Annotated in this window: 18 protein-coding genes; 4 read left to right on the forward strand and 14 right to left on the reverse strand. The window is 49.2% G+C overall.

Going from position 1 to position 26123, the window contains the following annotated elements:
* Positions 1-23 precede the first annotated feature (23 nt).
* Positions 24-2639 (reverse strand): TonB-dependent receptor, encoded by a 2616-nt coding sequence (locus I1H34_RS06505; protein WP_212664881.1) that lies wholly within the window; start codon positions 2637-2639, stop codon positions 24-26.
* A 153-nt stretch (positions 2640-2792) separates the two neighbouring features.
* Positions 2793-3806, reverse strand: a complete 1014-nt coding sequence (locus I1H34_RS06510; RefSeq protein WP_212664882.1) for a helix-turn-helix transcriptional regulator — start codon at positions 3804-3806, stop codon at positions 2793-2795.
* A 327-nt stretch (positions 3807-4133) separates the two neighbouring features.
* On the opposite strand from I1H34_RS06510, the gene I1H34_RS06515 reads away from it, so the two are divergent.
* Positions 4134-4868, forward strand: a complete 735-nt coding sequence (locus I1H34_RS06515; protein ID WP_212664883.1) for a diacylglycerol/polyprenol kinase family protein — start codon at positions 4134-4136, stop codon at positions 4866-4868.
* On the opposite strand, the gene thiO is transcribed toward I1H34_RS06515, so the two are convergent.
* Positions 4865-5962, reverse strand: a complete 1098-nt coding sequence (gene thiO, locus I1H34_RS06520; protein ID WP_212664884.1) for a glycine oxidase ThiO — start codon at positions 5960-5962, stop codon at positions 4865-4867. The two genes, I1H34_RS06515 and thiO, sit on opposite strands and share 4 nt — an antisense overlap.
* A 100-nt stretch (positions 5963-6062) precedes the next feature.
* Between thiO and I1H34_RS06525 the strand changes: the two genes are divergently transcribed.
* On the forward strand, positions 6063-6647 hold the full coding sequence (locus I1H34_RS06525; protein WP_212664885.1) for an L-threonylcarbamoyladenylate synthase: 585 nt from the start codon (positions 6063-6065) through the stop codon (positions 6645-6647).
* 116 nt (positions 6648-6763) lie between these two features.
* Here I1H34_RS06525 and I1H34_RS06530 read toward each other — a convergent pair whose 3' ends face one another.
* The 6 genes from I1H34_RS06530 to I1H34_RS06555 form a co-directional block, all read right to left on the reverse strand.
* Entirely contained in the window at positions 6764-7051 is a 288-nt protein-coding gene (locus I1H34_RS06530; protein WP_212664886.1) for a type II toxin-antitoxin system RelE/ParE family toxin, read from the reverse strand.
* The gene (locus tag I1H34_RS06535) at positions 7048-7299 is read right to left on the reverse strand and encodes a ribbon-helix-helix domain-containing protein (protein WP_212664887.1); all 252 of its coding nucleotides are present in this window, start codon (positions 7297-7299) and stop codon (positions 7048-7050) included. The genes I1H34_RS06530 and I1H34_RS06535 overlap by 4 nt, the downstream gene beginning before the upstream one ends.
* A 66-nt stretch (positions 7300-7365) precedes the next feature.
* Complete coding sequence (sigZ, locus tag I1H34_RS06540) at positions 7366-7962, reverse strand: RNA polymerase sigma factor SigZ (protein ID WP_212664888.1); 597 nt, start codon at positions 7960-7962, stop codon at positions 7366-7368.
* Positions 7949-8338, reverse strand: a complete 390-nt coding sequence (locus tag I1H34_RS06545) for an ArsI/CadI family heavy metal resistance metalloenzyme (RefSeq protein WP_212664889.1) — start codon at positions 8336-8338, stop codon at positions 7949-7951. Before I1H34_RS06545 ends, sigZ begins: the two co-directional genes overlap by 14 nt.
* A 93-nt stretch (positions 8339-8431) precedes the next feature.
* Positions 8432-9412, reverse strand: a complete 981-nt coding sequence (locus I1H34_RS06550; RefSeq protein WP_249369864.1) for a HEAT repeat domain-containing protein — start codon at positions 9410-9412, stop codon at positions 8432-8434.
* 240 nt (positions 9413-9652) lie between these two features.
* Positions 9653-10489 (reverse strand): sulfurtransferase, encoded by an 837-nt coding sequence (locus I1H34_RS06555; RefSeq protein ID WP_212664890.1) that lies wholly within the window; start codon positions 10487-10489, stop codon positions 9653-9655.
* Between the two features lie 93 nt (positions 10490-10582).
* Between I1H34_RS06555 and I1H34_RS06560 the strand changes: the two genes are divergently transcribed.
* Both I1H34_RS06560 and I1H34_RS06565 read left to right on the forward strand, forming a co-directional pair.
* Positions 10583-11278 (forward strand): helix-turn-helix transcriptional regulator, encoded by a 696-nt coding sequence (locus I1H34_RS06560; protein ID WP_212664891.1) that lies wholly within the window; start codon positions 10583-10585, stop codon positions 11276-11278.
* Positions 11279-11539: 261 nt separating this feature from the next.
* Positions 11540-11971, forward strand: coding sequence for a pentapeptide repeat-containing protein (locus I1H34_RS06565; protein WP_212664892.1), 432 nt, complete (start codon positions 11540-11542; stop codon positions 11969-11971).
* A gap of 134 nt (positions 11972-12105) precedes the next feature.
* Here I1H34_RS06565 and I1H34_RS06570 read toward each other — a convergent pair whose 3' ends face one another.
* The 5 genes from I1H34_RS06570 to I1H34_RS06590 all read right to left on the reverse strand — a co-directional run bounded on the left by I1H34_RS06570 (position 12106) and on the right by I1H34_RS06590 (position 25912).
* Positions 12106-15213, reverse strand: coding sequence for a DUF4347 domain-containing protein (locus I1H34_RS06570; protein WP_249369866.1), 3108 nt, complete (start codon positions 15211-15213; stop codon positions 12106-12108).
* A gap of 800 nt (positions 15214-16013) precedes the next feature.
* The gene (locus I1H34_RS32040; protein ID WP_249369868.1) at positions 16014-18119 is read right to left on the reverse strand and encodes a flagellar hook assembly protein FlgD; all 2106 of its coding nucleotides are present in this window, start codon (positions 18117-18119) and stop codon (positions 16014-16016) included.
* Positions 18120-18465: 346 nt separating this feature from the next.
* Complete coding sequence (locus tag I1H34_RS06580; protein ID WP_212664893.1) at positions 18466-20166, reverse strand: right-handed parallel beta-helix repeat-containing protein; 1701 nt, start codon at positions 20164-20166, stop codon at positions 18466-18468.
* A 122-nt stretch (positions 20167-20288) separates the two neighbouring features.
* Positions 20289-24377, reverse strand: coding sequence for a TonB-dependent receptor (locus I1H34_RS06585; RefSeq protein ID WP_212664894.1), 4089 nt, complete (start codon positions 24375-24377; stop codon positions 20289-20291).
* Positions 24377-25912 carry a DUF11 domain-containing protein gene (locus tag I1H34_RS06590; RefSeq protein ID WP_212664895.1) on the reverse strand — a complete coding sequence of 512 codons (1536 nt, stop codon included), beginning with the start codon at positions 25910-25912 and terminating at the stop codon, positions 24377-24379. Before I1H34_RS06590 ends, I1H34_RS06585 begins: the two co-directional genes overlap by 1 nt.
* Positions 25913-26123: the final 211 nt, after the last annotated feature.

Below are 26123 nucleotides of genomic sequence, written 5' to 3' on the forward strand. Positions count from 1 at the left end.
AAAGGAAGAAGGGGCAAGATGGATTAGAATTCATAGCTAATCGATCCAATCACCGTAAAGGGTTCTCCGGGCTGGATACCACGGGTACGAGTGCGGGGGATGCCAGAGATATAGTTCACATCAAAGATGTTTTGGAAATTGAGGCCAAACCGCCAGTTGTCACGCTGATAAGCAATCGCTACGCTGGTGAGAAAATAGCTGTCCAGGTTAAAACTGTTTTGGAAATCTCCGGTGCGATCACCGACCCAGTTAAAGCCAATCCCAAATTTCAGTCCTTCTAGGCTACCGGTCTGAATCTCATAGGTGCTCCAGAGGCTGGCACTATGTTCAGGGACGCCTGGGAGACGGTTACCGACCTCGAACCGATTGTCAGCAGTGATTTCAGCATCGGTGTAGGTATAGGACCCAAGGACGTTCCAGCCCGATAAAATTTCGCCCGTTAGACTCAACTCAAGACCTTGGCTTTGCTGTTCACCCGTCGCAATTGAAAAGCGTGGATCGGTTGGATCTGCGGTGGCCACGTTTTGGCGGGTGAGGTTGAAGTAGGCCAGTGTAGCCAGCAACTTCTGATTCAACAGTTCTGTTTTAATGCCAACCTCAAACCCTTCCCCTTTTTCGGCCTGAAGGGGATTACCATCCACTGTCACTGCTGCACTAGGGAAAAACGATCGTGCATAGTTGGCATAGAGGGAGAGGTTCTCGATGGGCTGATAAACTAAGCCCACCCTTGGGCTGAAAGTATCCTCGCTCAGGTCAATCGCAGTGGTTTGGCCGCCACGAATTGTAGTGGTGTTTTGACTGACCGTTTCATAATTAAGTCCCGCTACAAGAATCAAATTGTCCAGCAGTTTGATTTGGTCTTGGATGTAAATTTGCAGGCTATCGGTGTCAATCGTTTCGCTGCTGGTGGGAGCCTCAAGACGATCAGGACGGGGGACAGCACCATATACGGGATTGAAGATATTAATCGGTACGCGCACATTGGGTGGGAAAAAGAGCGTGAACGATTCCGAATCCAAACGATACCGCGCTAAATCCACCCCCATTAGCAGCGTGTGGTCAATGGACCCCGTGGTAAATTTGCCAACAACATTGGTTTGTAGCGCTAGGGTCTCATTGGCAACAGTTTGTTCGGCAAAGACGCGACTGAGGAGGCCAGTTGTTTCATCCAAACCACCAATAAATGGAAAACTGAGAGTCGCACTAATGTCGTCGTTCGATTCAAGATATCGGAAGGCATTACGTAGGGTCCAGTTTTCGTTAAACCGATGCTCAAAATCGTATCCTACTCGGATAAACGTGCTCTCGATTCGATCGTTCGGCTCACCCAGAATGCGATCGCGCGGAATATCCGCGACCCGATTACCGAGGGCTACCAGTCCTGGATCCAAGGGACGTTCATCATCTAGGTACTCTAGCTGAAAGTCAACTTCGGTGCGATCACTAATACGCCAGGTTAGGGTTGGGCCGATAAAGAAACGATTGGTCTTTTGGGCAAAGTCTCGAAAGCCGTCCTCCCTCTGATAGACGGCATTTAGGCGATAGAGTAGGCTACCATCCTCAGTCAGTGGACCGGAGAGATCCACCTGTGGTCGCACTAATCCATAGCTACCCGCCTGTAGCGCGACCTTATAAAACGGAGTCTCGAGGGGGCGTTTAGACACTACATTGACGGCCCCGCCCGGATCTAGCTGGCCAAACAGGATAGAGGCTGGCCCGCGCAGCACCTCAATACGTTCAACATTGGCGATTTCAGGGAAGCCTTGCCCCGCTGCATCACCGTTGTCATTGGGACTGAAAAGACGGAATCCATCTCGAAATACTGGAACACCGTCAAATCCACGCAGATTAATCTGAAACCCTCTACCTTCTGTTGTACTGACTGTGGCTCCAGCGACATTCTGTAAGGCATCATCCAATTCAGTGACTTGCTGATCTTCCAGGACCTGCTTAGGAATCACCTGAATCGAAGAGGGTGTATCCAGAATGGGGGTATCAGTTCGGGTTGCGGTACTAGCCTCGGGAATAAAATAGTCTGTATTAGTTCGCTCGCCCGTGACGACAACCTCTGTCAAGTCTGCTTCTGGTACTTGTACGGTCGGATCACTTGGGGGTGCACTCACCGTCAATGCCGCAGGACCAGCGTTGATTTCTAATGCAGGTGGCGTATCTGTTCCCGTGATAGTGATGCGCACTTGATTATCAGGGAGATTGGTGACGTTTACTGAAGTGATGCCTGGGGCAGGAGCATTGGCCACAAAAGTCTCTCCATCTGGCAATTTTAAGGTCGCGTTGGCGATATTAACCCTCACAATATTCCCCGATACCGAGGTTGTAGGGGTTGCCAATTGACTCGTCGTTGCCAGCTGTAATCTAAAGCCGTCAGCAGTGTCTTCAACTTGAACAATAGTGATTTCAACTAAATCAGCCTGTTTAATTTGCGCTAACCACTCATCGACCGTTGTTGCAGGGATATTCATGTCAGTGGACTTCAGCATCTCCTCAATGGGTATCGCCTCCTCTAGTTTTTTCTTTGGCTGGGCCAGCCCTTCCGCGATTGCCTCCTGACTCATTAATAGCCATGAGCCAATCGTTACTTCTAGCAGTAAACTGCCCCATGTATCCCATTTCACAGTCATATCTACTCTCCCGACATCAAACGGGAATACTTCTCATTAATGTATGTAGATTGATAGTACCGAGTCTGTCTTATTCTTTTCTTTGCCAGCGGGACTTTTTTTCTGTCTCAGGCGGACTTTTTAGGTGGTATGTTGGCGTGCAAGAATGGATCTTCAACCACTTCCCATTTGATAAGCCTTGGGACTAATGGCAAAGGTGCGGCGAAAAGAGACGCTGAAGGCTTCGGGACTGCGGTAGCCAACCGCTTGGGCAACACCAGCAATGGTGGCACCTGGCATGAGCAATAATTGTTGGGCTTGCTCCATGCGATGCTTGTGCAAATAGCTGAATACCGTCGTGCCAAAAACTTGCCTAAATCCCTGCTTGAGTTTGCGATCATTGAGGCCAACACGATGAGCTAGCTCTAGCAATGTGGGTGGGTTGTCGATTTGGCTCAGTATGATATCCCGCGCATAGTGAATACGATCGACTTCATCGCCACTGAGCCCGGCCCCTTGGTGTTGTGAGCGATCGTTAGACAACAGTTGGTCAAAGTAAAGACCTATCAATTCCAAGGTTTTACTCTCAATGTAAAGCCGCTGTGATAATCCTTGGTAGGGGCATTGCAGCAATTGGCGCACGGTAGCAGTCATCAGGGGAGTCATAGAGGCAGACTGGAAATAAGATGGGCGATCGCGTCCAGAGATTGCCTCCTGCAGTGGCTGGGGTAGTTGATCAATGGAATCCTGGTTCGATAAGCCGATCGTTTCTGGTTGAACATGGCAATGTACCAATGAAATACGTTGTTTCTCGGCATATTCAACTCGCCGCTTACCCCCATTGATTACTCCCAAACTGACCTGCCCAGCTTCAAATTGAAGTGCCTGTTCGGCATTGAGCCCCATGCCTCGAATTTGACCTGCCAGACAAAAACTCAATCCTAGCTGTGTCTCTTTGTTGGAGGTATCCCGTTCAATGACGATCTTTTCTCGTATCCCTATTTCGTGAATCACTAACTCCAACCCTGGGCGCAGTCGCCATTTCTGAATCGAACCACTACAAGCTGGGCTGGGAAGTTGGATAATCTCAGCTTGGTTGGTTGTTGGCATTAGAGATACTGTCGCTAACTTGGGTTGCAAACCTTCAATCAGTTTGGCTTGAGCCAGAGTCGAATGCTGCGATTTCATAGAAGCACAACGAGCATCTTAGCTTCACCTTATTGATATTAATTCCTAATTTAATTCTATTTTCTTTCGGAGTGAAATACTTCTGCTTTAGCTTTTCTTTTCTTGATCAGTTCTCCAACTGGTTGTGGCGGTATTAGAGTGCGACTGGAAATCTGTTCAGTGCTAAAGCCAAAAACTTACTGGGAGTATCTTGCTAAAAAGGATTGGCTCGCCAAAATGACTACTCGAAACCTGAATAACCTGTGAGAATCAATTGGATTGATTTAGTTTTTATCTCTCCCATAATCCGAGTAAGCTACGGATACAGAAGTCCATAGATGACATCGAATGCTTTGGGAACAACTCACGGCCAATCCACTGCTTCAGGATAGTGTCGTTATGGTGATTACCTTGCTGCTAGCTCTGAGCTGGTTGCGGATCATGGATGCCCTCGCCGCCAATGGAGTATTGGAGCAAAAACTCAGCCGCAAGATCATTCATATGGGCACAGGTCCATTGTTTGTATTGTGCTGGCCCTTTTTTAGTCCCCAGCCGACCGCTCGCTACTTTGCTGCCCTAGTCCCCTTAGCCATTACCCTCCAATTTATTGCCATTGGCGTGGGCTGGATTCAAGATCCTGATGCCGTCCAAGCCATGACTCGAACAGGCAATCCCAAAGAAATTCTCAAAGGCCCCCTGTTTTATGGTCTGGTATTTGTCGCTTGCACCATTGGGTTTTGGCGCACCTCCCCCGTAGGGATGCTGGCCTTAATGATGATGTGTGGTGGAGACGGCTTGGCGGATATTGTGGGCCGACGGTTGGGGGTTCACAAGCTGCCCTTTAGTCCCGAGAAAAGCTGGGCTGGGTCTGCCGCCATGTTTGCAGGGAGCTTTCTGTTTGCCTTTAGTTTTTTGAGTTTGTTTAATCGCTTGAACTATTTCCAGCCCCCATTGGCTGGCACAGTCGGTATTGTGGCGGCGATTGCCCTAATCGCCACCCTCGTTGAGGCTTTACCTTTTCGAGATATCGATAACCTCACCTTGACCGGTGTTGCTGTAGTCTTGGGCCTCTGGTGGTTCTAATGGGCTAAGGCCAGACGTTCTGTAGATGGAGAAGAGGATGTAAACCGCTGCCAACTAAAATTCGTCAGGCAAGGATCTGCTTGTCCCGTCATAATTAGGTCCGTAATTAGGCGGGCAGTCACGGGCGTCAGCAAAATGCCATTCCGGTAATGTCCCGTCGCCAAAATCAGATTGTCGTAAGGACTATGGCCCAATATGGGCGATTCATCTGGGGTTGCGGGTCGAAAGCCCCACCAACAAGCTTCTAGGGGATGGTCGGCTAAGGGGGGATAGAGACGAATCGTCTTCTCTAGGAGTGACTGGATTCCACCGGGGGTATTGTAAGCGGCAAAACCGACATCTTCACTGGTGGCACCGACGACAATGCGGCCATTTTGACGGGGAACAATATAAGTCCCTGGCCCAAACAAAACTTTGTTTAAGGTTTGCTTGGGAGTCTGTACTGCAAATAGCTGGCCTTTGCGGGGGGTAACGGGGATGGGCAATAGCTCCTGAGACCAAGATCCGGTTGCCAAGACATAGGTTTGAGCTTGCCAGGATCCGGCTGTGGTTTGAACCTGCTGGATTTGCTGGTCTTTGGTCTCAAACCCTGTAACGCCAACCCCTTCTTCTAAGGTGACCCCAAGCTGGCGAGCCGATTGTAGTAATACCTGGGCCAGTTGCTGGTTATTGACTTGGGCATCTTGGGGAAACCACCAACCGCCCACGATGTCTGGGCTGAGGTCGGGCTGATGCTGGTGTATCGTGGTGCGATCGCACCATTCCACATCACCCGTATATCGAGGTGGCGAATCCGCAAAGGTAGGAGCTAAAATCCCACAGGGCCAGTATCCCGCCTCTAGTCCGGTGAGTTCCGTCAGTTGGCGGGTCCAGTCTGGATAGAGGTCACGACTGCGTATACACAAATCCAGCATGGGACCCGGTTCCAATCCCTCTGCTTGGGGAGCCAGCATTCCCGCCGCCGCATGGAGAGCAGCTTCCTGGAAATTGCGGCTGAGGATCGTGACTTTAGCCCCTTGTTGCGTGAGGGCAATGGCAGTGGCTAAACCCATCGCGCCACCGCCAATCACTAAGACATCAGAACTAGAATTCATTTATTTCTGAGGTGGGGGGTGAGAAGATATTCTAGCCGTCTGACTAGACACCAATAGACAACTAAACTTCCCCCAAATCCTATTCTAATCCGCGTTTGGCATGACTCAACTTCCTATTGCTGCCTTCATTGCTGCCGCTCGTTCCGGTCGGCTGATCAGTTTCCCTACGGATACGGTTCCGGCCTTGGCTGTCCGTCCTGACCAGGCTTCGCAAATCTTTGCAGCCAAGCAAAGACAGCCGGATAAACCCCTGATTTTGATGGGGGCTTCTCCAGAAGCACTTTGGCCTTATGTAGGTGGCAGTGAGGAAGAATTGCAGCAGTGGCAACAGATGGCTGCTGACTATTGGCCGGGAGCGTTGACGTTGGTGTTACCGACTTGCGATCGCGTCCCTCCAGCCATGAATCCCCTCAACCCCGACAGTATTGGCATTCGAGTACCCAATTCCAAGGTGGCTCAAATGATTTTGCAGCAAACTGGCCCCTTAGCTACCACCAGCATCAATCGCTCCGGGCAACCCGCTTTAACCACCGTTCAGGATATTAATCAATACTTCCCCGAAGTATTCACTCCTCTAGTTCACCTATGGCCTGAACCTCAATCGTCAGAATCTTTGCCGTCGACCGTCATCAAATGGGATGGGCAAGATTGGGAGGTTTTGCGTCAGGGGGCAATCCAGATTTAGGTCAAATGTTCTTTGGTTGGTTCAATTTCTAAGTGTAACGATTGCTCAATTTTTCAGAAGCTAGTGGATACCGCTAATCTTTTGAACTTTATGACCACTCATTAGTATAGTGTTGCCTAAAATAGTGCTTCAAGGTCACGATAGCCACTGACAACGCGTACGACATCAATGCCATCTGGTCTGGGGTAGTAAAAAATAATATAGTCATCCACACTCAACCCACGTAATCCCTGGGATAAAAGTTCGTAGGACTTACCCATGTTAGGAAATTCAGCCGCCTGACGACACTTTTGACGGAAGGTATCGAACAGCTTACTCGCAGCATCAGGATTTCGCTTAGCAATATAATCGCAAATATTGTCTAGGTCTTGGATAGCTGCTTCAGAGAAAGAATAGCTGCTCATGCCTCTGGTGGAGACATATTGCTAATCTTGGCCTGTAGATGATCAAACACAGCTTCCCCATCCACAACTTTGCCTTGTTGGATTTGTTCTGTACCAACATCTATCTGGTGACGAAGTTCTTCCAGTCGTTGGTCTTGCTCTAACAACATTAAGGCCATATCGAAGAGTTCATCGACGGTATTGAATCGCCCCTTTTCAAGCTGCTTTTGAACAAACTGCTTTTGCGCGGGTTTGAGTTCAATGTACATGAGGTATGACTGTGGAGATGGATGGTGTTTCTATTTTAATGGGTCTTATGAATTGCCATGCAAAGGTCAGTAGGAATCACAAATCTGACAATGTTTGGCAGTAGCTTCCATAGCAATTAGATTACCCCGCGCATCTAGCTGATATTGACAGCAGGCATGGAAAAGAGAGCCTAGCAGTCGCCTTCCCCGCTGTACGCGCGATTTAACGGCAGAGTGAGAAAGCCTTAATTCTTCAGCCAAGACTTTCTGGGATTTTCCTTGTAAATCAACCCAATCGACAGCCTCGCGATATTTATCAGGCAATTGGGCGATAAATGGTCGAATACAGCGAGCTAGTTCCTGCCGAATTTGCTCATAATCTTCCACCTTGTTATCGAGCTGAGGCAGATGAGTGATATCGACCTCAGCTCTGTCTGGGTGAGGTCTTCGATAATAGTCAATCAAAGAATTGCGGGCAATTTGAAACAGCCATACTTGAATCTTGCTGGGCTGCTGTACAGTTCCCAGACGTTGGTAAGACTTAATCCAAATGTCTTGAAGGAGGTCATCCACATCAGCAGGATTGTGGACTCTAGTCTGGAGAAAGTGCCGTAATTGCTGTTGATAGTCTTGCCAAAGCTGTTCGATATCCATTTGAAGCACCACCCGATCAGGCACAGCCACAAGCTAACGATTCTGAGTCTTCTAGAACAGCGTAGATTTCCCAGGCGTCTCCATCTGTATCCGTGACCCAAGCTTTGTCTTGAACCGCATAGCAACAGGTGGTCTGATCTTCTGATCGAACTGATAGGCTAGCTTTGCTAAGACGTTCCCTTTCCTGGGCAACCTGCTCAGATGACTCCATTTCAATACCCAAGTGGTTTAACTTGTGGGTGGCTGTGGGGTTTTCGAATAACACCAGTTTGAGAGACGGGTTTGCGATCGCAAAGTTGGTATACCCAGGCCGACGCTTGGCAGGCTCAGTGGCAAACAGTTTGCTGTAAAAATGGGTAGCAGCTTCCAGGTCTTGGACATTTAGGGCGAGTTGTAAACGAGACATCGTTTGGCCTCTAGTTCAAATTTTGATGGCTTCACTCCTATAGACGAAACCGCTCAGTCAAAGACGCATCTGTTCCCTGGATAGACCGACCCATCACTTGTTTTTTCGTTTTTTATTCTTTGGTTTCACAACCCCAAACCCCGTGGTTTTCTTCCCTGACTTCTTCTGGCTCTGTGATAAGGCACCCTTGCCAAAGGCGTGTAATTTGCCCTGTTCAGGTTGCGACTCAGTGGGCATATTTGCCAATTGGCGGATATGCTCCATCCATTCGGGTTCCTGATGCTGAAGTTCTTCTGGAGAAAAGTCGGCTTCTGTTGCCAATCCTAACGAAATCTGCACTCTTGCCCAGCTGCCACAAAACATTTCGTCCATTGGGCCTTCTTTGTAAGCCCGTTCGAGCACACTGGCGGCTCCAGTCGCTTTTAAGTTGAGTAATTCGCAGACTAAACTTCCATTAGTCTCTGCTGCCTGTTCCTTGTGTCGAGCCAGGGCTGCTGTTAATTCATCAATGCAGTCTTGCCGATAATCAGGATATCGTTGAGCAATTTTGGTGAGTCCTGAAGCGGCTGTAGATATACCCAGCCAAGGGCGTTTCCCTTCAGCTAGATAATCTGAGAGTGTTGGAATACAGGTTGGACCTATTTTTGCCAAGATGGCGGGCAACTCTTCCCTTAAAAAGTCATACTCACTATCAAAGAGAGCCAACAGTGCTTGAATCGCATTCTCTGTTTTGAGTTGACCTAATGCACGACAAGCATGCATGGGGGAGTAACACTCTCCCTCATCATCCCAGTTCAAGTTTTCTTCAGCAGCGAGCCGACTGAGTTCAGGGATATGAGCTTCTGTAAATCCAAGGGCTTGAAGATAGTCAATATCTTCAGAGCTGTTTAAATCTGCAGGATATCCTTGGGTGAGGAGTTGGGCTACAGGATCTTGGTAAGCAGGGATAGGCATAGTTTCAAGAACAGAAGGCGTGTTAATAGTAGCATTGACCCAGTTGGCTTTGTGTGCCCAGGCATTGACCTCGATCAGCACTCCCCGATCGAGCCCCACAACCGTTTGAATGAAGGTCATCGAGATATATGGTTAACCCTGTCGATGAAAATGCGGGGTACTGCTTTGCCCGATGTTTGAAACAATTGGATACACCTTTCCTCCTTGGTTTGGGAAAGATGACTAAAAACAAGACCATCAACAATAGCAGCTCAACTCGATTCCCCATTATTGGGATATCTGTCACTCTTCTAACTGTTTGGCTAAAGACCCAATAGAGCAGAGTTGAGCAAAGCCAGCCCTTCTAAACTTCGAGTCCTCTCACCCTCGATCAATAGGAACATCGGGCAACCGACTCCATTCCTGCCAAGAGCCATCATAGTTACGCACTTGGGGGTAGCCCAACAAATATTTCAAAACAAACCAAACGTAGGCAGAGCGTCCACCAATGGCACAGTAGGGAAATATTCTCTTATTCGTTGTAATCCCTTGCTGTTGGAAGAGAGCGTGTAACTCATCCGCCGACTTGAACGTTCCATCCTCATTCAGCGTCTCGGCATGGTCTAGATGCACAGCTCCAGGGATATGTCCCCCAACTTCATCTCCTTGGGTTGGTTCCATCAGATACAGTTCACCCGCATATTCAGCCTGTGTTCTTACATCTAGCAAGACTTGATTAGGTCTCTCCAGCGCAGCGAGTACTTCCGCAGACAAGACTCGTAAATTAGCATCAGGTCCTTGCACCGGATACAGAGTTGCGGGGAAAGTTGATAACTCCGAAACTACAGGCCCCCTTTGGGCGATCCATTGCTGATATCCCCCATTGAGCACCACTATATTTTGATGGCCAAAGAGCTGAAATAGCCAAAACATAAATGCCCCCGTACCGGGGTAGCTGCCGTAAGCGACAACGGTTGTAGTTGCGTCAATCCCAGACTTTCCCAGCAAGGTACTGAAGGCACCAGGATCTAAATTAAGGGACAAATCTGGCATCATCAGTTCTATGCCAATCTGCCAAAAAACTGCACCGGGAATATGGGCATTGCTGTAAGTCTCAGGACTCATCTCCACCTCAAGAATGCGAAGATTAGAGTCGTTGAGATGCTCCTTCAGCCATTGTGGATCAACTAAGACTTCGGGATTGGCATACTCAGACATGGGCGATACTCTCGTCAAAAGGACTACCGCTAAGATTAGGGAAGTAGGTCACCTAGACCCAGTCCTCGATCGGGTACTCTTTGAGGCATTGTGATGATCATGATTCAAGAGTTGTTCACCGCCATTCATCAAGCCCCAACTGAACAAGCGTTGCGACAGCAGGTTATTCCCTCGTTGGGGCAGTACTTTTCCAGTACACGGCAAGGGCTATTTTTCTTCGATCAGCTTGCCGTGCTAGAGCCTCAGTTGCAACAAGTGATGGACCGTGCCCTCTCCATAGAACACAACCCTGTTGTCCGATATATTACTGAGCGCCATGCGCCCGTTCATGAATCTCTGGTCACATCCCCCAAGGTCTGGCGGATGATTTGCCCTCGTCTAGATCATTGGCATGTGATGGCAGGGCCATTAGTAAGCCAAGGACGGCTTGTAGGAGCAGTGGGCTTGACCCGTGAACAAGCCAAACCCGCTTTTGATACCCAAGACTTAGCGGATTTGAGTGCCATTTGCTTACACCTGTCGACTTGGGTCGCTGCAGTCAAACCTCAGGAAAATGCCCAAAAACGAGAATGCTTAACCCCCCGTGAATTAGAGATTGCTGAATTGGTGGCATCGGGTTTAACCAATGCAGCCATTGGCAAAGAACTGTGGATTACAGAAAATTCTGTCAAGCAGGCGTTAAAGCGGATGTTTCGCAAGCTAGAGGTGTCATCACGGGCAGAGTTAGTTGCCCAGATCTTTACAACTACCAGACAAGATGCTGGACAGCACTACAACCTCAGCCTGTGACCCAGAAGCAGCGAGCGGGGCTTTGGGCCTATTTTTCAATTAGTAGCGAATAATCGGCTGATATTGGCCTTGAGGCGCAAATGTTGCGGAGTATTATGACTCTGTTAAAACTATCAACATTTCAGACCCTCTCCCCCAACCTTATGGGACGATCAAGGGGTAAAGATACGGCAGACTTCCGTATCGCCATCTAGCAAGCCTCTTCCCAGCTTTTTATGAGTGCAGTTGCCAAGGAAGGGCAATGCTAAAGGAGGATAAGCTATGAAACGCAAACTCTTAGTGGTTTTTGCATTCCTCACCCCTTTGCTCTGGGCTCGTCCTGTCCAAGCGGCAGATCCTGTTCAGGTCCAGCAGCTTTTAACGACTAACTCCTGCGAAGGGTGTGATCTTTCAGGTGTAGATCTGCGGCAAGCTCATCTGATTGGAGCTGACTTGCGGAATGCTGATTTGACGGGTGCTCAACTGCAAGAAGCCAATTTAGAAGGCGCAGATTTAACTGGGGCGAGTCTGAAGCAAGCCGATTTGACGGATGCCTTTCTCACCAATGCCAGCCTGAATCTCACCCGTTTGGAGTCCGTGAACATGACCCGAGCCCGACTCTACAATGTCGAAGCGCGGGGAGCAGTTATTGCCAATATTAATCTAACAGATGTCAAAATGTGGGGTACTCCTATTAGCATCGGTGGCGAATAGGAGTCCCTGAAAATCGCGACTTGAGCTGGTAATTTCTCCAGTAACGATGAGGTATGAGTTCTAAATCCGCTAGACTTTCACACCTATTAATTGAGCCTTTGCACCTCAATTAATAGGTGTGAAGTGGCAGACACCTACTTTACGTTGGCCCGAAACCGAACGGCACCGTAAGAAGTTGCCGGGGTACCTACGCCCGTTGTCTGGGGTAAGTCACCTAAGTTAACGACAATGGCACCGTTGTCTTCTGTTTGAGCGGGGGCATTATCACAAACTGCAGGCAAAGAGGAACCCGGTGGGTAATACTGAGCGGTATCTCCATCTGCATCGTTGGTAAATGAGAGAAGACTGCCGTTGTATTCGACTGTAATGCCCCGATTAGCTCCGATGCCTCCACTAGGGGCAGGGGTTACGGCGTTAAACGCATCAGGCACAAAGGTTTGGAAACTGGGAACTTTATCGCAGAATTGGACATCCATGGCCGTTGAAGTACCCGTTGATAGGAAATAGATGGTGTACTCTATCTCGTCCCCTGGACGGGTTTGACCCCCATTGGTGGCCCCCAGTAAAAAGGTGCTTGGAGTGGGCCAGTATTCTGTATCCAAGGGAGTTGGCGCAGGGCTATTGAGGGTATTGTCGTCGTACTCATAGCTGGGGTCATCAACGTAAACATTGAGGTTAGTGCCCCCATTCGCTGTGAGACCATTTACACGGGTGATCCGCTTGACCAATAACACATTGGGGTTGTTGGTTGCAGGTGGGCAAAGTGAGCGTAACAAGCTGGTCATATCGTCCGCTAAGTCATCATAGGTATTGACTTCTACATAATCTGCAGAATTAGCATTATCCAGCGCAGCATTAAATTGCGTGGTATTACTACCATCGGTTATACCCAAGAAATCATTGATATCTAAATTTTGGATGCCAATTCCATAAACATGAGCACCTGCCTGCTTGAATTGCAATGCTTCATCGTTCGGGCTGCCTCCTGTATTGATATTGCCATCTGCGAAGAAGAAAACGGCATCAGGACTGCCAGGTGATACCCCCAGAGAAATAGCCTGCTGGAATCCAGCTTCCCAATTGGTGAAGCCCCCGCCAATATTGACATAGTTAGTATTTAGAGCACTTTCGAAGGTGGGTAAATTAGCAGCCGTTACGTCGGTGTAATTAATCACTGTGGCACTGGAAGTATCAAACCGGACAATACCAACCCGAGAAGTAATATTGTTATCGACCAAGTAATTGAGCATTGCCATGACCGCATCACGTTGTGCTCGTCGCTCACTGAGATCCACTGAACCAGATTTATCCAAGATAAACATCATGTCACTGCTCACCTGACAGAAGTTATTATCTATATCTGGATTTTCTGGAGTTGCGATCGCAAGTGTGTAATCTTCTACCTCACCATTCCTAGCAAATCCCCCCGGTGTGTTGGCATTGACGTTGACATCTGTGGTGAGGCGAAAACGAGCATAGGTGGTCGTGCCACCTGTCAGCCCACTCACGCCGGCCCCAGACCAGGTTAATGCCCCATCTGGAGAACTGTTGCCGCTTTGTACCGTTTGACTGGCATATTCATCAGCCTCAAAAGTGCCATTTCCATCAAAGTCCACCCAGGCATGTAGGGTAGCCGGCCCCCCAGTATCATTGGTTGCGGAGATATTTGCTGCCTGAATGGTGTAGGAGGTATCGCTGGCGTTGAGGGCCGCTAAGATCACACCATCCTCATCATCAGGAGAGCCATTGTTATCGTCTCCTAAAGCATTGGCTGTAGGAATGGGACCATTATCGCCATCTCTTGCAGCACCCAGCTGAAGCGTAGTAGCTGTAGTACCCGCATGGGAGGGAACACCGTAATCGGACGGGGCATCGCTAAAATCGATAACTTGAATATCAGAAATATCAAAAGTCCAAGAGTTTTGGCGAGGGCAGCTTGCACCAGAACAGTTGGCAGCCCCCACATCATTCCCAGCAATTATGGTGAAGGTGCTGACCGTGTCTCCCAGGTAACTATAAACCTCGTAGCGATCGTCTGTGCCAATCCCGTTTTGCACATTCGAAGAATTCTGAATTCGATGACGAATCCCGCCTCCGGTCGGCGGCACGAGTTCCAACAAGGTTGGATCATCGATAAATACGGTGTCGGCACCGACCACTTCCACAAACTCTCTAACCGCGTTCGCAGCTCCGTTTCCATCAACATCCTGAGCACTGAAAAAAACGTTGGTTGCTGCTAAAGGAGTATTTGTTCCTGCTTGAACTAACTGAAAATCAAACTGAATCGAAGAGATGGTATTCGCTCCGCCATCGTGGCGAATGACCGGCTGAAATCGATCGGGGAACGTATTGTTATCATCCAAGGTGGTGAGGGTGGCATTATTGATATTGCTAACCGTGACTAACGCATCAATCCCTTGCCCACCTACGGTAGCGACATTCTGGAAGCGGTAAACGTTCGTTGTGGCGGGCTCTAATGTTGGTGTTGAGTCATTGAAATTTAGAACGGTAACTTGTAAGAGCTGAGCGTAATTCGACTGCGCTAGTTGCTGAGAAACCATCTGGGGTTCTAGTTCACCCAGCTGATACTCTAAGGTCCAATCTCCACCCTGGGTTGCATCACCCGTTGGATTATTGGAGGCAGCCACATCAGCGTTGCTTAGGGCGCTAAGGTTAGAAACAAATGCTTTCCCTTCCGTTGTCGAGGCAACATTGCATCCATAGAGAAAGATATCTGCCGTTGGCGATAGTGCCGTTTGCCACTGCTGAATTTGTCCCGCCTTTTGGTGGAGAGTGGTTGAATTGACCCGTGAGTTTCCCAGATGTAACTGAGCAGCAGATCCATGAGAGATCAAGTGCACTGCTTTAAGATTGCGATAGTTGCTGAGAATATCGCTAATTTGATCTAGTCCATCTGCGTTTGAATTAATAAAGTGCACAGCAGCCTGGCTAGGCAAATTTTTGAGCAACGCATCTGGGTTGGTTACACCTGCATCAACAATAATCACATCCGTCATGGGAGTGGCAAGGAGACGGGTAGAGGTTTGCCCTAAATGAGTTGGAGATTTTGAGTAGGCAGAGACTAGATCATGCTTAGCTTGTGGATAAATCTCCATAGCAGCCTGTGAAGGGCTGCTGTAGCCAACACTTCCCACAGCTCCGAATAAAATCAGACCTGCTAATGTCTGCTGGCATTTAGAAGAGGCGAAGAAGTTTGGCTTGGAAAATCTAGGAAACATCATGAGTCACTGGATGTTGAACAAAATGGAAAAGGGTGTATCCCAAAAAGATAAAACCCCTGAAATAATGGATAGGTATACGTTTTTTACTTGCGAATAAGAAAAATATGCTGATAAAGCTTGAAATCAGATAAATTTCCCAAAAAAGTCATCTATGGATGTCTTAAGGTAGAAAGGCTTGCCATCTATTCAGGCAGCAAGAGCTTTTTGCCTAGCAATATCGCAGGTTCTTCCTCCCTCCAATCAGGTAGATAGGAGGCTTCACCTCATTCACTCAGAAGAAGTAAAGGGCTATTCAGTAGACTTTTTCTGTAGCTATAGTTGACCATTTACAGAGAAAGTCGACCATCTATGGCTATAGTTGGCCTGCCAAGAGATATTTTTGCCATTAGTAAATAAAAAGACGCATTCACTTTGATGTGCTGCGTCCCGGAATATTACTAGTGGCATGAGCGACTCAAATACCTCGCCTTGGAGCCCATGGCCATATTGATCAAAATTTGCTGGAGACCTGTTAATGCTCTTTAGCAAGCGTTCGTTATTACGAGCTGAACGATCACCATAAACAGAAGACGTTGGGTCGTCTTGGTTTGCAATTCATATTTGCGTCCACGGCAACGACCCAAGCCCATACTTAATGTCTATCCCACTCTCACTCCTTGGGCGGTTATAAACTTGTTCCACGATGCCCACCTCATTGATATCGAGATGGGTGCGTAGGTGGAGAGTAAGCGCTGTCATCAATTCCTGGTAAAGAGCTAGGCATTTGATGCGGCGTCGATTAGGTATGGAGTCCTAGTGACCTACTTTACCTTGGCCCGGAATTTTAATGCGCCATAGGAAGTGGTAGGGGTTCCTGGAGCAGTCGATTCAGGTAGATTTCCTAAATTGATCACCACGGCACCATTGTCTTCTGCTTGGGCAGGGGCATTATCACAAGCAGCAGGGAGGGTTGAACCAGGTGGATAATACTGCGCTGTATCACCATCGGCATCATTGGTATAAGACAAGGGGGTGCCGTTATACTCCACTGCAATGCCTCGATTAGCCCCTACACCACCGCTGGGAGCTGGGGTTACCGAGTTATAAGCGTCTGGGATAAAAGTCTGAAAGCTGGGGACTTTATCGCATAACTGAACATCTACTGCGGCTTTATCACCTGTGGATAAGAAATAAATGGTGTACTCAATCTCATCTCCCGGTCGTGTTTCACCCCCATTGGTCGCACCGAGTAGATAGGTGCTGGGAGTTGGCCAATATTCTGTATCTAGAGGCGTCGGTTCAGGACTATCGAGGGTATTGTCATCGTACGGGTAGTTGGGATCATCAACATAGACATTGAGATTGGTACTGCCATTGGTGGTGAGGCCATTGACCCGGGTAATGCGCTTAACCAACAACACATTGGGGTTATTGGTGACAGGTGTATCGGTCGTTTCGATAACTAATGGCGTGGTACTACTACTGCTGTTGCCGAAAACATAAGTATCGATATGCCGGAGGTTCCCAAATCCACCTGAGCTGAAATTACCCCAGGTGTGCTTACCCGCAGGGGTATTGGAGAGTGCACCGTTGGGTAACGTCGTGGTCGCACCAGCAGGATTCCCTAGACCCGTAATATCATCCCAATAGACCAGGGTATTACTGGTGTTCGTATTCGAAGATGCTCGAAAAATCGTGAGGCCATTTTGTGCGCCACCTCCGCTGGTTTCAGCATCCGTTGCGACAAAGTGATATTCACCCAGTCTGGCTTGCACCTGAGCGCTGTAATTTCCGACTGGTAGGGTATTGCCGTTAGCATCTTTACCATCCCACTCAACCGATGTCTCCGCATTGGCTTGAGTTGTGCCTAGCAGGAGTACATCCCCGGGACCATAGACGCCATCTGGGCCATTGCCATTGCCATCATCTGTGTCAATGATGATGCCATAGGTGCCATCAACGTTACTGGTAAATTTGAAGAAGCCCGTATCTTGTACACCTGGAGTTGCCGTTGGCGAGAACGTAAAATCAACCCCAGCACTGTCTTCGAATCGTAGATTGGAAATAACTGGGGATTGGGCGGGGGGTGGACCAATATTGAGGGTTGGATAGCTGAGATAGACCTTATATTGAGGAGTAGCAGAGTTCCCACTGATAGGAACACTCAAACCCGCAACATTGTTACCCGCAGCATTGGGGGAATCCACCCCCAGCTCATTGGCAATAATCTCGTAGGCAAAACCTGCAAAATTATTCAGGTCCAATTGCCAGACAAAGTTGGTATTGGGGAAGCCGCCGGGAACTGGAACGTAATAGTTCGTGTCTGCAGCAGAGGCTGAGTTAAATGAATTACCTCGAAACCCCCACACATAAGTCCAGAGACGCCCCTGATTGAGTCTAGGATCTGGATCTGTTGCAGTGTCTGGGGTGAGGGTGATATCAAAACGGTTCAGCGTACCATTATTCCCATTTTGAGAGGTGTTGAACAAGCGGATCTCATACGTACCAGCCCCTTGTCCACCTGCGGCACTATCAGAGTCATACCGAACTAGCGGGTTGGTAATGACACCATTCATATCACTAGTGCAAGAAATATTGTTACCAACAGAGCCAGTATCTGCGACTTTAGTGCCTAGAGGGGGAAGGGTCGTGAACTCATTAAAGGTTCCGGGAGGATGGTAATAAATTTCTACTTCAACTGAATCAGCATTACCCCGTCCACAGGCAGAGACGTTAATGACTTCCCCAGCCTGAACGTCAACATACAATGGTCTATCCTTCTGGGTGATGCCTGAAGAAGAAGCACCACTATAGGTCGAATCATACTCTAGCAAGCCTTGAAATTGAGTAGGGACAGAGTTGGTTTCATCGCGAAGTTCAAGCTGATAGGAACCTTCTGCCAGAGCTTTAGAGGGTACCCACAACATTCCCAGGGTTGTCCCTGCCAGGGCTACTTTGGTGATCCAAGATGGGACCCGAAGGTACGTTCGATTCTTGTTTGATGTTGAAAAATTTTGATGAGAATTTAGTTTTCTCGCAATTGCATAAAGGTGGTTCATAATTCTAACAGAGGAAAATGGAGACGTTCTACCACCCAAATCGAGCCTTAACCAGAATTATTCACAGTTGATATAAGCATTCATGAGGAAAGTCCTAACAGCAGCCTGAAATAGGCTAGTGTAGGGCTCCACACAAATGGCTTTCGAGAACTTCTCGAAATCGTCGTGAATAATTCAGTTAAGGGGAATTAAGCAATTTAGGTTTTATGTTTGGCTACTTAAGGTCTATTACGACCGCATTGCGGGCCGGTTCAGACGTTCCATAGTCAGGGTGAATTGCGATCGCACTGAATCGATCACCTGCATTGGCATCCGTGAGAGTGATGGCAAACCGCCCCTCTTCATCGGATTTGACCATGGTCACTGGCTCATTGAGAGGACCTTGCTTACCCTCTTCCATGACCTTGTACAGCACAATTTCTGTCCCTGGATCGGCTTCCCCATCTAGGTTGACCGCCCCCTCCATTAAATAAAATTCGGAGCTGAGAAACTGAGGCGTATTAAGGCCTCGGTTGGCGGTATCGCGCTTACGTTGGTCTGAATTGCGTAAGGGATTTGGACCATCCCCTACTTGGTAGTCTTGCACTCTAGTATTGGATCGAGACGCTAAGTCCACGCGGTTGATGGAGATGCGAGAGAAGCGGTCGAGAAAACGGTTTTCGCGAGCAATCAAATCGATGCTGAGGCCGTCAAGATTGGCAAATCGATTGTCGAGGATAAAGTTGCGCTGGCTCGTGGGATAGGAGGTGATTACAACACCCGGACCCGGTTGGTCTTGGATGGTGTTGTTGACGACATGGTGATTGTCACCCATCAGCAGGATGGCGGCCCGACGGAATCGTTGGCCATTGTCGGCGATCAGATTTTTCTCAATCATGACCGACCCTTCGGGCTTGAAAAGGTAAACAGCGCTGCCCGCATTCTGTTGAATCTGGTTGGTATGGATTTTGGTGCCATCAATATCGCCTTCTAGGCGGATGGCATCGGGCATGCCGGCCAAGCCATTCTGTTCAATGATGTTGTTGGCAATCTCAGTTTGTTCGGCGCGGACGCTGGTAATCACGGCGCTACCGTCGTGATGGGCAATCTGGTTGTTGAGAATGCGCGTGCCAATGGCGTTGTAGATGGAGACCCCAAAGGCGGATCGAGAACCGGTAGGGGCTGTGCCTTGGGGCGTAATTCCTAAATAGCTATCCTCAATGAGAATTCCTTGGGGGGGAAGATCCCGCTCGTCATCGTAGGGATAGGTGACTTGGGGGTTATCTTCTTTAAGACGTTTGGAAGGCAGAAGCCGATGGGCAATAAAAATATCTGCAGGGGGGGTTGTGGCAGTGGTTTGATGGATGGAGGTAAATCCATAGAGACTCAAGGCTCTGACATGGACCTTATCCGCTGCGAGGGTTAATCCCCGAAAGACTTCTGTATCCTCGGCTGGGGTCAGGGCAACTACAGGGGCAGGGGCACTGGCATCCCCCTCGGCGAGGGTATAGCCAGCTTGGCTAGTGCCATCAATTAATAGACCGGGGTTAGTGACGGTGGGCAGCAGGGCCTGCAGGCGAATCGTGGTGTTGTCCCTAGGTAAGTCAAAATCAATCCGGCTATGATCTGTGCTAGGAGTGATTTGAGCCCGTTCTGCTTCACTCAGGTCGCCTTTGTTAAGCACGCCGTTGGTAATTGCGATCGCTTCTCTTAAGGTAACCACCTCATCGGCCTTAATTTCGCCATCTAAAGGACTATTAACCGTGACTTGCACCGGAGCAGTAGTCGCTCTAACGGTCTGCGCATGGGCATTTTGGTAAGTACTGATTAGCCCTGCGATGGCCAGGAAAGAGGTTAAGGAAGCCCAGGCAATAGCCATTCCTGAAGATGGATGGGGAAGGCGGGGAGTTGATTGGAGCGTGCCGCGAGATTTCATTATTACCTCTTGGGGATACAAACTAGGTAGGGATTTAATAGGTGTGATGTCATTTAATAGGTGTGATGTCGGAGATAGCACTAAACCTGTCGTTCAGAAGAATGACAGGTTTAGTGGTTCAGCTATCGGACGACTTCAAAACTGGGTTGAGTTTGGGACGCTGCTGGCTCCACGACAACCTCGGGTTCAGACTTGGTATCCACGAGTTCAGCCTTAGGCTTGGAGACTTTAACTTCAGGCTTAGACTTAACTTCAGGCTTGGAAACGTTCGCTTCAGAGGGAGAAGCAGGGTTTGAAGCTTCTTGGACCTGGCCGTTATCTGGTGCAGACTCTTGCTGCTGCGGGGGCGCTACCTTATTTTCACCGAAGCCAAAATCATCAAAGAGATTGTTGTCTAGCTTCAGGGTGACGCCAAAGTAAGGACCGCTGGCAGAGCGAGAGTTACCAAAGTCACGGTCTCCCACATCTCCAAAAGCGTATCCAGCCGCCAATCGTAAGTTGGGATTGAGGTAGTAACCGACTTCCGCAGAAGCGCCCACCTCATTAAACCCAGTACTATTTTGGCGAATCCAGCGAACTTCACCGCCAATATCCCAACGGTAGCTAATTCGATAGGTGGCCCGCATTTGAGCCAAGGAAATGCTACTAGTGCCGATTAAATCCTGAGCCAGGTAAGACTTGCTATGTCGCCAGCCAAACTTGCCGTAGAGTTCCCAGCGCCAGTTGGGGGCATAGATAGCCTCTGCTGAGATCAGATGATCCGTGGAGCCGGTGCCGTTGGCAAATAGTAAGGTATCAGGAATCGTGGAGGGATTCTCGCGATACTCATAGCGGAGTAAGGCGTTGAACTTATCACTATCGGGATTCCGATAGGCCACACCCACTTTCAAGTCTCGGGTTGTACCCAACCCAGCCAGGGTTTGGTTCGAAGCACTAGCTTGTTGGTAGCTGGCCAAAACCGTGAGGTCACGGGTGGCTCGACCCAAGGCATTGGCTGTGATGATGGTATTGCTGCCCTGAGCGGTATCACTGTACTCAAAACGAGCATTGGCTTGGAAATCAGGGTTGTCTGTATAGGCTAAACCGAGGCTAAAGCTATCGCCGGGGGTTAAGCCCAAGGCGGAAGCACCAGACCCTAAAGCAAAGGGTTGGGCAAACTGTTGACTGGCAGCGGTTTGTTGCAATGCAGTGTTAAATACATGCTCGTAGGAGAAATCAGCCCGGAGACCGGGAGCGATGGTCAAGCCCTGCTCAACCCCGAAGTAACCGGCCATGCCCAAGTCACCCATCATGGAGAATTGGCCCCGAAGGGTGGTATCCGTGGAGAAGGTATGTTGTCCGGCGATATCTAGACTAGTAATAAAGTCATCATCAAACTGGCCCCCGGTCAAGTAGGTGTTATTCAGACCAATGGTGACCCCAGGATAAACCTCATATTCCAGACCCACCGAGGTGCGGTTGGGATAAATGGGATCAATTTCCGAAGAGAAGGTGGTCTCGTTCAAGGCCCGCAAGGTCAGTTTCCGCGTGATCGGTATCCGGGCGGTAGAGCGAATTTGGTCAGTGGTGATGTCCTGGCCCGTGAGACGATCCGTGCGATCGCGTCGGACGTAGTCCAGACTTACTTCAGAATCGCCGATCCGCTGGAGAACCCCTGCCGTAATCGTGGTCAGAGAGTTATTAACGGGATTACCAGGAGTGGCGGAGAAACCGGGTTGAATTAAATCTTCAAACAGATCAAGCGGACGAGGCGCAACGCCAAAATTATCCTCATGGTCATAACTGGCTCGCAGCTTAGTATTCCGAGAGACCGCTGCTAGGACTTCTGCCCCGTAGCGCGTTTGCCCAGGAACAAAGCTAGTGGTGGCATTGTTGGAGAAGCCCACATCAGCCCGCTTAAAATAAGCTCGACCAGTAATGTCATCTGTCGGCTTCGCTTCAATTTCAACCCGGTAAGCATTGCCGCTCACCGGAGTGGCGAAATCAAGGGAATTATTAGAACGAGCATATTCCGCAACTAGGTAGTTATCCTTGCCGAAGGAAACCAACGCATCAGCACCATAGAGTTCAAAGTCTTGGCTACCGCGATTTTCACGGAAATAGGTGGCCCCCACCCAGCTTTCCTGATCTAAGTTCCGAGAGAACGTATACTGGGCGCGACCACCGAAGGTATCGGTATCCGCATTTTCGCCTTCAAATTGGTAAGTGGTGACGATTCGGCGAACCAGCACATAGCCATCATCATCGACATCCGTGCGGAGAATCGGGCGTTGGAATTTCAACGTACCGCGATCATAATCTACTTCATAGTCAGCCCCGCGACTTAACCGCTCTCGCTTCAATACAGTACCGGGGCGATTGAGTTCTTCCAGCTCTAGGTAAACTTGCTCACTCCCTGGAATCAGCAACCGTCGAGATAAGAAATAAAATCCGCTAGTCCCATCGGGAGCAATGGTATCTCGCTGGAAGCCTTCAGTGTTATTGCCGTACAGTGCCGTGAGCTGCAGATTACCGATGTTGTAATTGCCCTTAAAGCCATGTAAAGAGCGGCTGGTGGCGGTAAATAACTGAGACGAACGAGAAAATTCTTCCGTATTGTAATCACCCCACATGAAGTAATCACTGCCGGCACCGGGGACCGGTGAGGTCCGTTCTAACCGTACAAATAAGTTATCGGTGGACGGAGCCGTCACATCCGTGATTGAGTTATCCCCGTAGGTGGCGTAATTGTTGTAATCACATTCTGTCCCAGAGGCTTTGAACAGGGTCGTTTCGCCGTTGCAGTCCTCATTTAGGGGGCGAGCGCTATTAAAGGCACCGGTCAATAACCAATCGCCAATGGAGGTAATACCAAAGGCTTGGGCACGAGCATCGACTTCATACCCATTGTCACCGTCTACAGGTAGGAACTCGCGGAAGCTGTCGTAAAAGTTGGTGCCCCGACGACCGATCCGGACATCTACAACCCCGGTTAACAGGGCCGAAGGCCGAATGGGAGTGGAAAACTGAAACTGATGGAACCCTTCCATATTGGCAGCGGTGGCCCGAACTCGCACCAACCCTGCACTAATGCTCGACTGTAAGTCAGCGGTGAATTTACCATCAATGGCTTCCACCTGGAACCCAGGAACATCGGGTTTGTTATCGGTACCAACGAATTTTCCTGATGTGGCTTCTAGGGTGACAATCGCATCCCAGTTCGACTGGTTACCATTCGAGTCCAGCAAGTAACCCAAGACCTGAGCCGTGGACCGACCATCAGCAGGAACTTTGTTTTGAGCTGTGCGCACCTTAATCTGGGTAGGTTCACCAGGAACTTCTACCTGGATGGTGGCACTGGGGGTCTCTTGACCGACTTCGTTCACCGTAATGGTATTGACGCCTGCGTCTAGGATGACCCCATACCAGGTTTGCCGAGTTTTCTGAGTAGCAGAATTGGTCTCAGTTCGACCCACTTGAGCGCTATCAACAGTCTTACCATTGACCCGTAGCTCAACTTTTTGCTCCGTGCCAAATTCAATAATGACGGTTGCAGAAGGTTTATCAACAACGCTGCCTGGTCCAGGGGTCAGAATTGAAATGCCTGAAGCTGGCGTAGTCGCTGGAGCTTGAGCTGTTGTAGGTGCTTCAGAAGAAGCAGAAGCAGGTGTCTCAGGCACATCCGAAACTTGGGGCGTGTCCTTAAGGGGTGATGTTTGGGGCTGAGGTGTGGCAACCGCAGGTTGTGTTTTAGCGGCTGCCTCTTCAGCGATGGCTTCAGTTGTCACTGCTTCTTGTGGGATGGCTTCAGTGGCAACTGCATCTTCAGCGGGTTGATCACCAACGAGGAGTGTCTCTTGCGCCAGGCTTTCAGGGGCAGCTTCTGCAGCAGGAGTTATTTCCGCTTTAGGGGCAACTGGCTGGGGTTCCCTAGCGGTTGTTTGGGGTTCACTAACCGTCTGAGGTTCGCCAGCAATGCCAGAATCAGCCACGACCTCTTCGATAATAGGCTCTGGGGTAAGAGCTTCGTTAATGGACGGCTTTTCGACACTTAAGGTTGGTTCAGCTTGGCTAACGGATGGCTTTTCTGCACTCAGGGTTGATTCGTCTGCAGGCTTAACTTCTTCAATGGCTTGGGCATTGGCCAGAGTAGGGGTTAAGACAACACTGGTGCCTGCGACAATTCCGAGAAGTCCAGTTTGCATCCACTGGGAAGAACGTTGATGTTTCATTATTTGGACTCCTCCTGGAAGGTAGGTGTGACACCGAAGTTCATGCGTACACTGCTACCGGGAGAGAGTTTGACCAAACGCGAAGGGCTATTGCTTTCTATAAATTGGAGATTGGGTGCCAAGGTGTAACCGGGCAATGTGGTTAGGTCCAGAGCGCCGGTGCGAGGTCCAGGCAACACACATCTGACATGGAAGAGGCCATTCTCATCGGTTGTAATGCGATTGCCGTCATCCATCCAGACCACAGCATTGGGAACGCCAGGTTCTCCCGTTTGCTGTTCGCCATCAAAGTTTTTGTCAACAAAGACTCGACCTAAAATATTGCCACAGTCTGTAAGAATGCCTGGGTTCACCCGTACGCGGTGAACTACGGGGCCATCCCGGACATCTAGGTTGTTATCCACTCGGAATCCTAGAACCGAGGCGGAATTTCTGCCATCGCCTCTAATCGCATCTGGGGTGAGTTGGGCCGCATAGACGACATTGATCACGCCTTCTAAGGGGATGACTGCGTCGGTTCTAAAGGTTAGATTTTGGCCGTTTTGCTCAACCGTAATGGGAACTTCTGTTCCGTCTAGCGCCCCCCTGACTGAGTTGGGGAGTAACTTAAATCCGGCGGGTAAAATATCCTGCACCGAGATGGTGTCTAGCTCTCCATCCGACAGGTTGCGCAGGGTCAGACGGTAAATCACTGAATCTCCGGGGGCAGCATTGGCCCGGTCCCCAGATTTACTGATTTGAATCTGATTGGTCTGGCATAGGGCGGAAGAGAAGTTTAGGGCCAATAACTGCAACGAGATTCGCTCAGCATCGCCAATGGTGGTTACCGTATCTTCAAAGTTGATGGCTCCTTCTGCGGCGATGGGCAAACCATCGAGGGAAGTAGCTGTATAGGTAACTAAGTTACGGTTGCCCGTCGGTATGATAGATGTAATCGTCAGACGAACTCGGCGCTGATTGTAGATGGACGCGTCCGGTGGTGTGACGACTAAGATGTAAGATTGACCAACAGAGAGCTGTCCCCGGCTAGGATCTAATAGATAGCTATAGGTCCCTTGGTCTGCATTGCTAAGGGGGAACGGATTTAAGTTAGACCCATTGGGGGTGATTCCCAGGGGAATACCATTATTGGGTAGATCAGGAACTTCTGTTCGAGTCAGTGAAACTAAACTACCCAGTTCCGATTGGGTTGGATCGGTGGGATCGATATTGTAGAGACCGACCGTAAATCCGGTATAGTCTGCCAGAGGTTCTCCGCCACAACCTAAGACTTGTCCACGGGGGTCGAGTAACGAAGGGTCCAACACGTTTGAAATCGGATTGGTGAAGCTTTCGATCAGCGTGTCAGTATTGGGATTGGTGTAGGAATATGAAGCGGTGTTATTGAGCAGATCTCTGGAATCTTCTTCCTCCGTTGTTTGGGCCCAAGATATTGCAGAACTCGAGAATAAACTGCTCAAAACCAAGGTTGAGGTCAGAGCACGAGCCCACCTGGGGAAGGATTGATTGGGGAATGGCAAGTGAGGTGGTCTCACGGGAGATATCTCCTCTGGAACAATCGGATAGAATCGCTGACTCTTTACAAGGTTGAAAAACACTGTTTTTCAGGTTCAAAAAGATGTAAATGCAGTATTTTTGGATATAGGATCCCTATCAGGCCGCGATTTGAGCCTGAAAGCAGCATTTTTGCTGAAAAATAATAAAGCTTAAGGCAGTTTGACCAGAGCTATGGATGAACCGAGGGAA

The organism is Acaryochloris marina S15, from assembly GCF_018336915.1.
In the GTDB taxonomy this organism is placed as follows: Bacteria; Cyanobacteriota; Cyanobacteriia; order Thermosynechococcales; family Thermosynechococcaceae; genus Acaryochloris; species Acaryochloris marina_A.

Coding starts and splice junctions, on each gene's coding strand:
- I1H34_RS06505 (WP_212664881.1), bottom strand. CDS start 2,639: ATGACTGTGAAATGGGATACATGGGGCAGTTTACTGCTAGAAGTAACG.
- I1H34_RS06510 (WP_212664882.1), bottom strand. CDS start 3,806: ATGAAATCGCAGCATTCGACTCTGGCTCAAGCCAAACTGATTGAAGGT.
- I1H34_RS06515 (WP_212664883.1), top strand. CDS start 4,134: ATGCTTTGGGAACAACTCACGGCCAATCCACTGCTTCAGGATAGTGTC.
- thiO (WP_212664884.1), bottom strand. CDS start 5,962: ATGAATTCTAGTTCTGATGTCTTAGTGATTGGCGGTGGCGCGATGGGT.
- I1H34_RS06525 (WP_212664885.1), top strand. CDS start 6,063: ATGACTCAACTTCCTATTGCTGCCTTCATTGCTGCCGCTCGTTCCGGT.
- I1H34_RS06530 (WP_212664886.1), bottom strand. CDS start 7,051: ATGAGCAGCTATTCTTTCTCTGAAGCAGCTATCCAAGACCTAGACAAT.
- I1H34_RS06535 (WP_212664887.1), bottom strand. CDS start 7,299: ATGTACATTGAACTCAAACCCGCGCAAAAGCAGTTTGTTCAAAAGCAG.
- I1H34_RS06545 (WP_212664889.1), bottom strand. CDS start 8,338: ATGTCTCGTTTACAACTCGCCCTAAATGTCCAAGACCTGGAAGCTGCT.
- I1H34_RS06550 (WP_249369864.1), bottom strand. CDS start 9,412: ATGACCTTCATTCAAACGGTTGTGGGGCTCGATCGGGGAGTGCTGATC.
- I1H34_RS06555 (WP_212664890.1), bottom strand. CDS start 10,489: ATGTCTGAGTATGCCAATCCCGAAGTCTTAGTTGATCCACAATGGCTG.
- I1H34_RS06560 (WP_212664891.1), top strand. CDS start 10,583: ATGATCATGATTCAAGAGTTGTTCACCGCCATTCATCAAGCCCCAACT.
- I1H34_RS06565 (WP_212664892.1), top strand. CDS start 11,540: ATGAAACGCAAACTCTTAGTGGTTTTTGCATTCCTCACCCCTTTGCTC.
- I1H34_RS06570 (WP_249369866.1), bottom strand. CDS start 15,213: ATGATGTTTCCTAGATTTTCCAAGCCAAACTTCTTCGCCTCTTCTAAA.
- I1H34_RS32040 (WP_249369868.1), bottom strand. CDS start 18,119: ATGTTGTGGGTACCCTCTAAAGCTCTGGCAGAAGGTTCCTATCAGCTT.
- I1H34_RS06580 (WP_212664893.1), bottom strand. CDS start 20,166: ATGAAATCTCGCGGCACGCTCCAATCAACTCCCCGCCTTCCCCATCCA.
- I1H34_RS06585 (WP_212664894.1), bottom strand. CDS start 24,377: ATGAAACATCAACGTTCTTCCCAGTGGATGCAAACTGGACTTCTCGGA.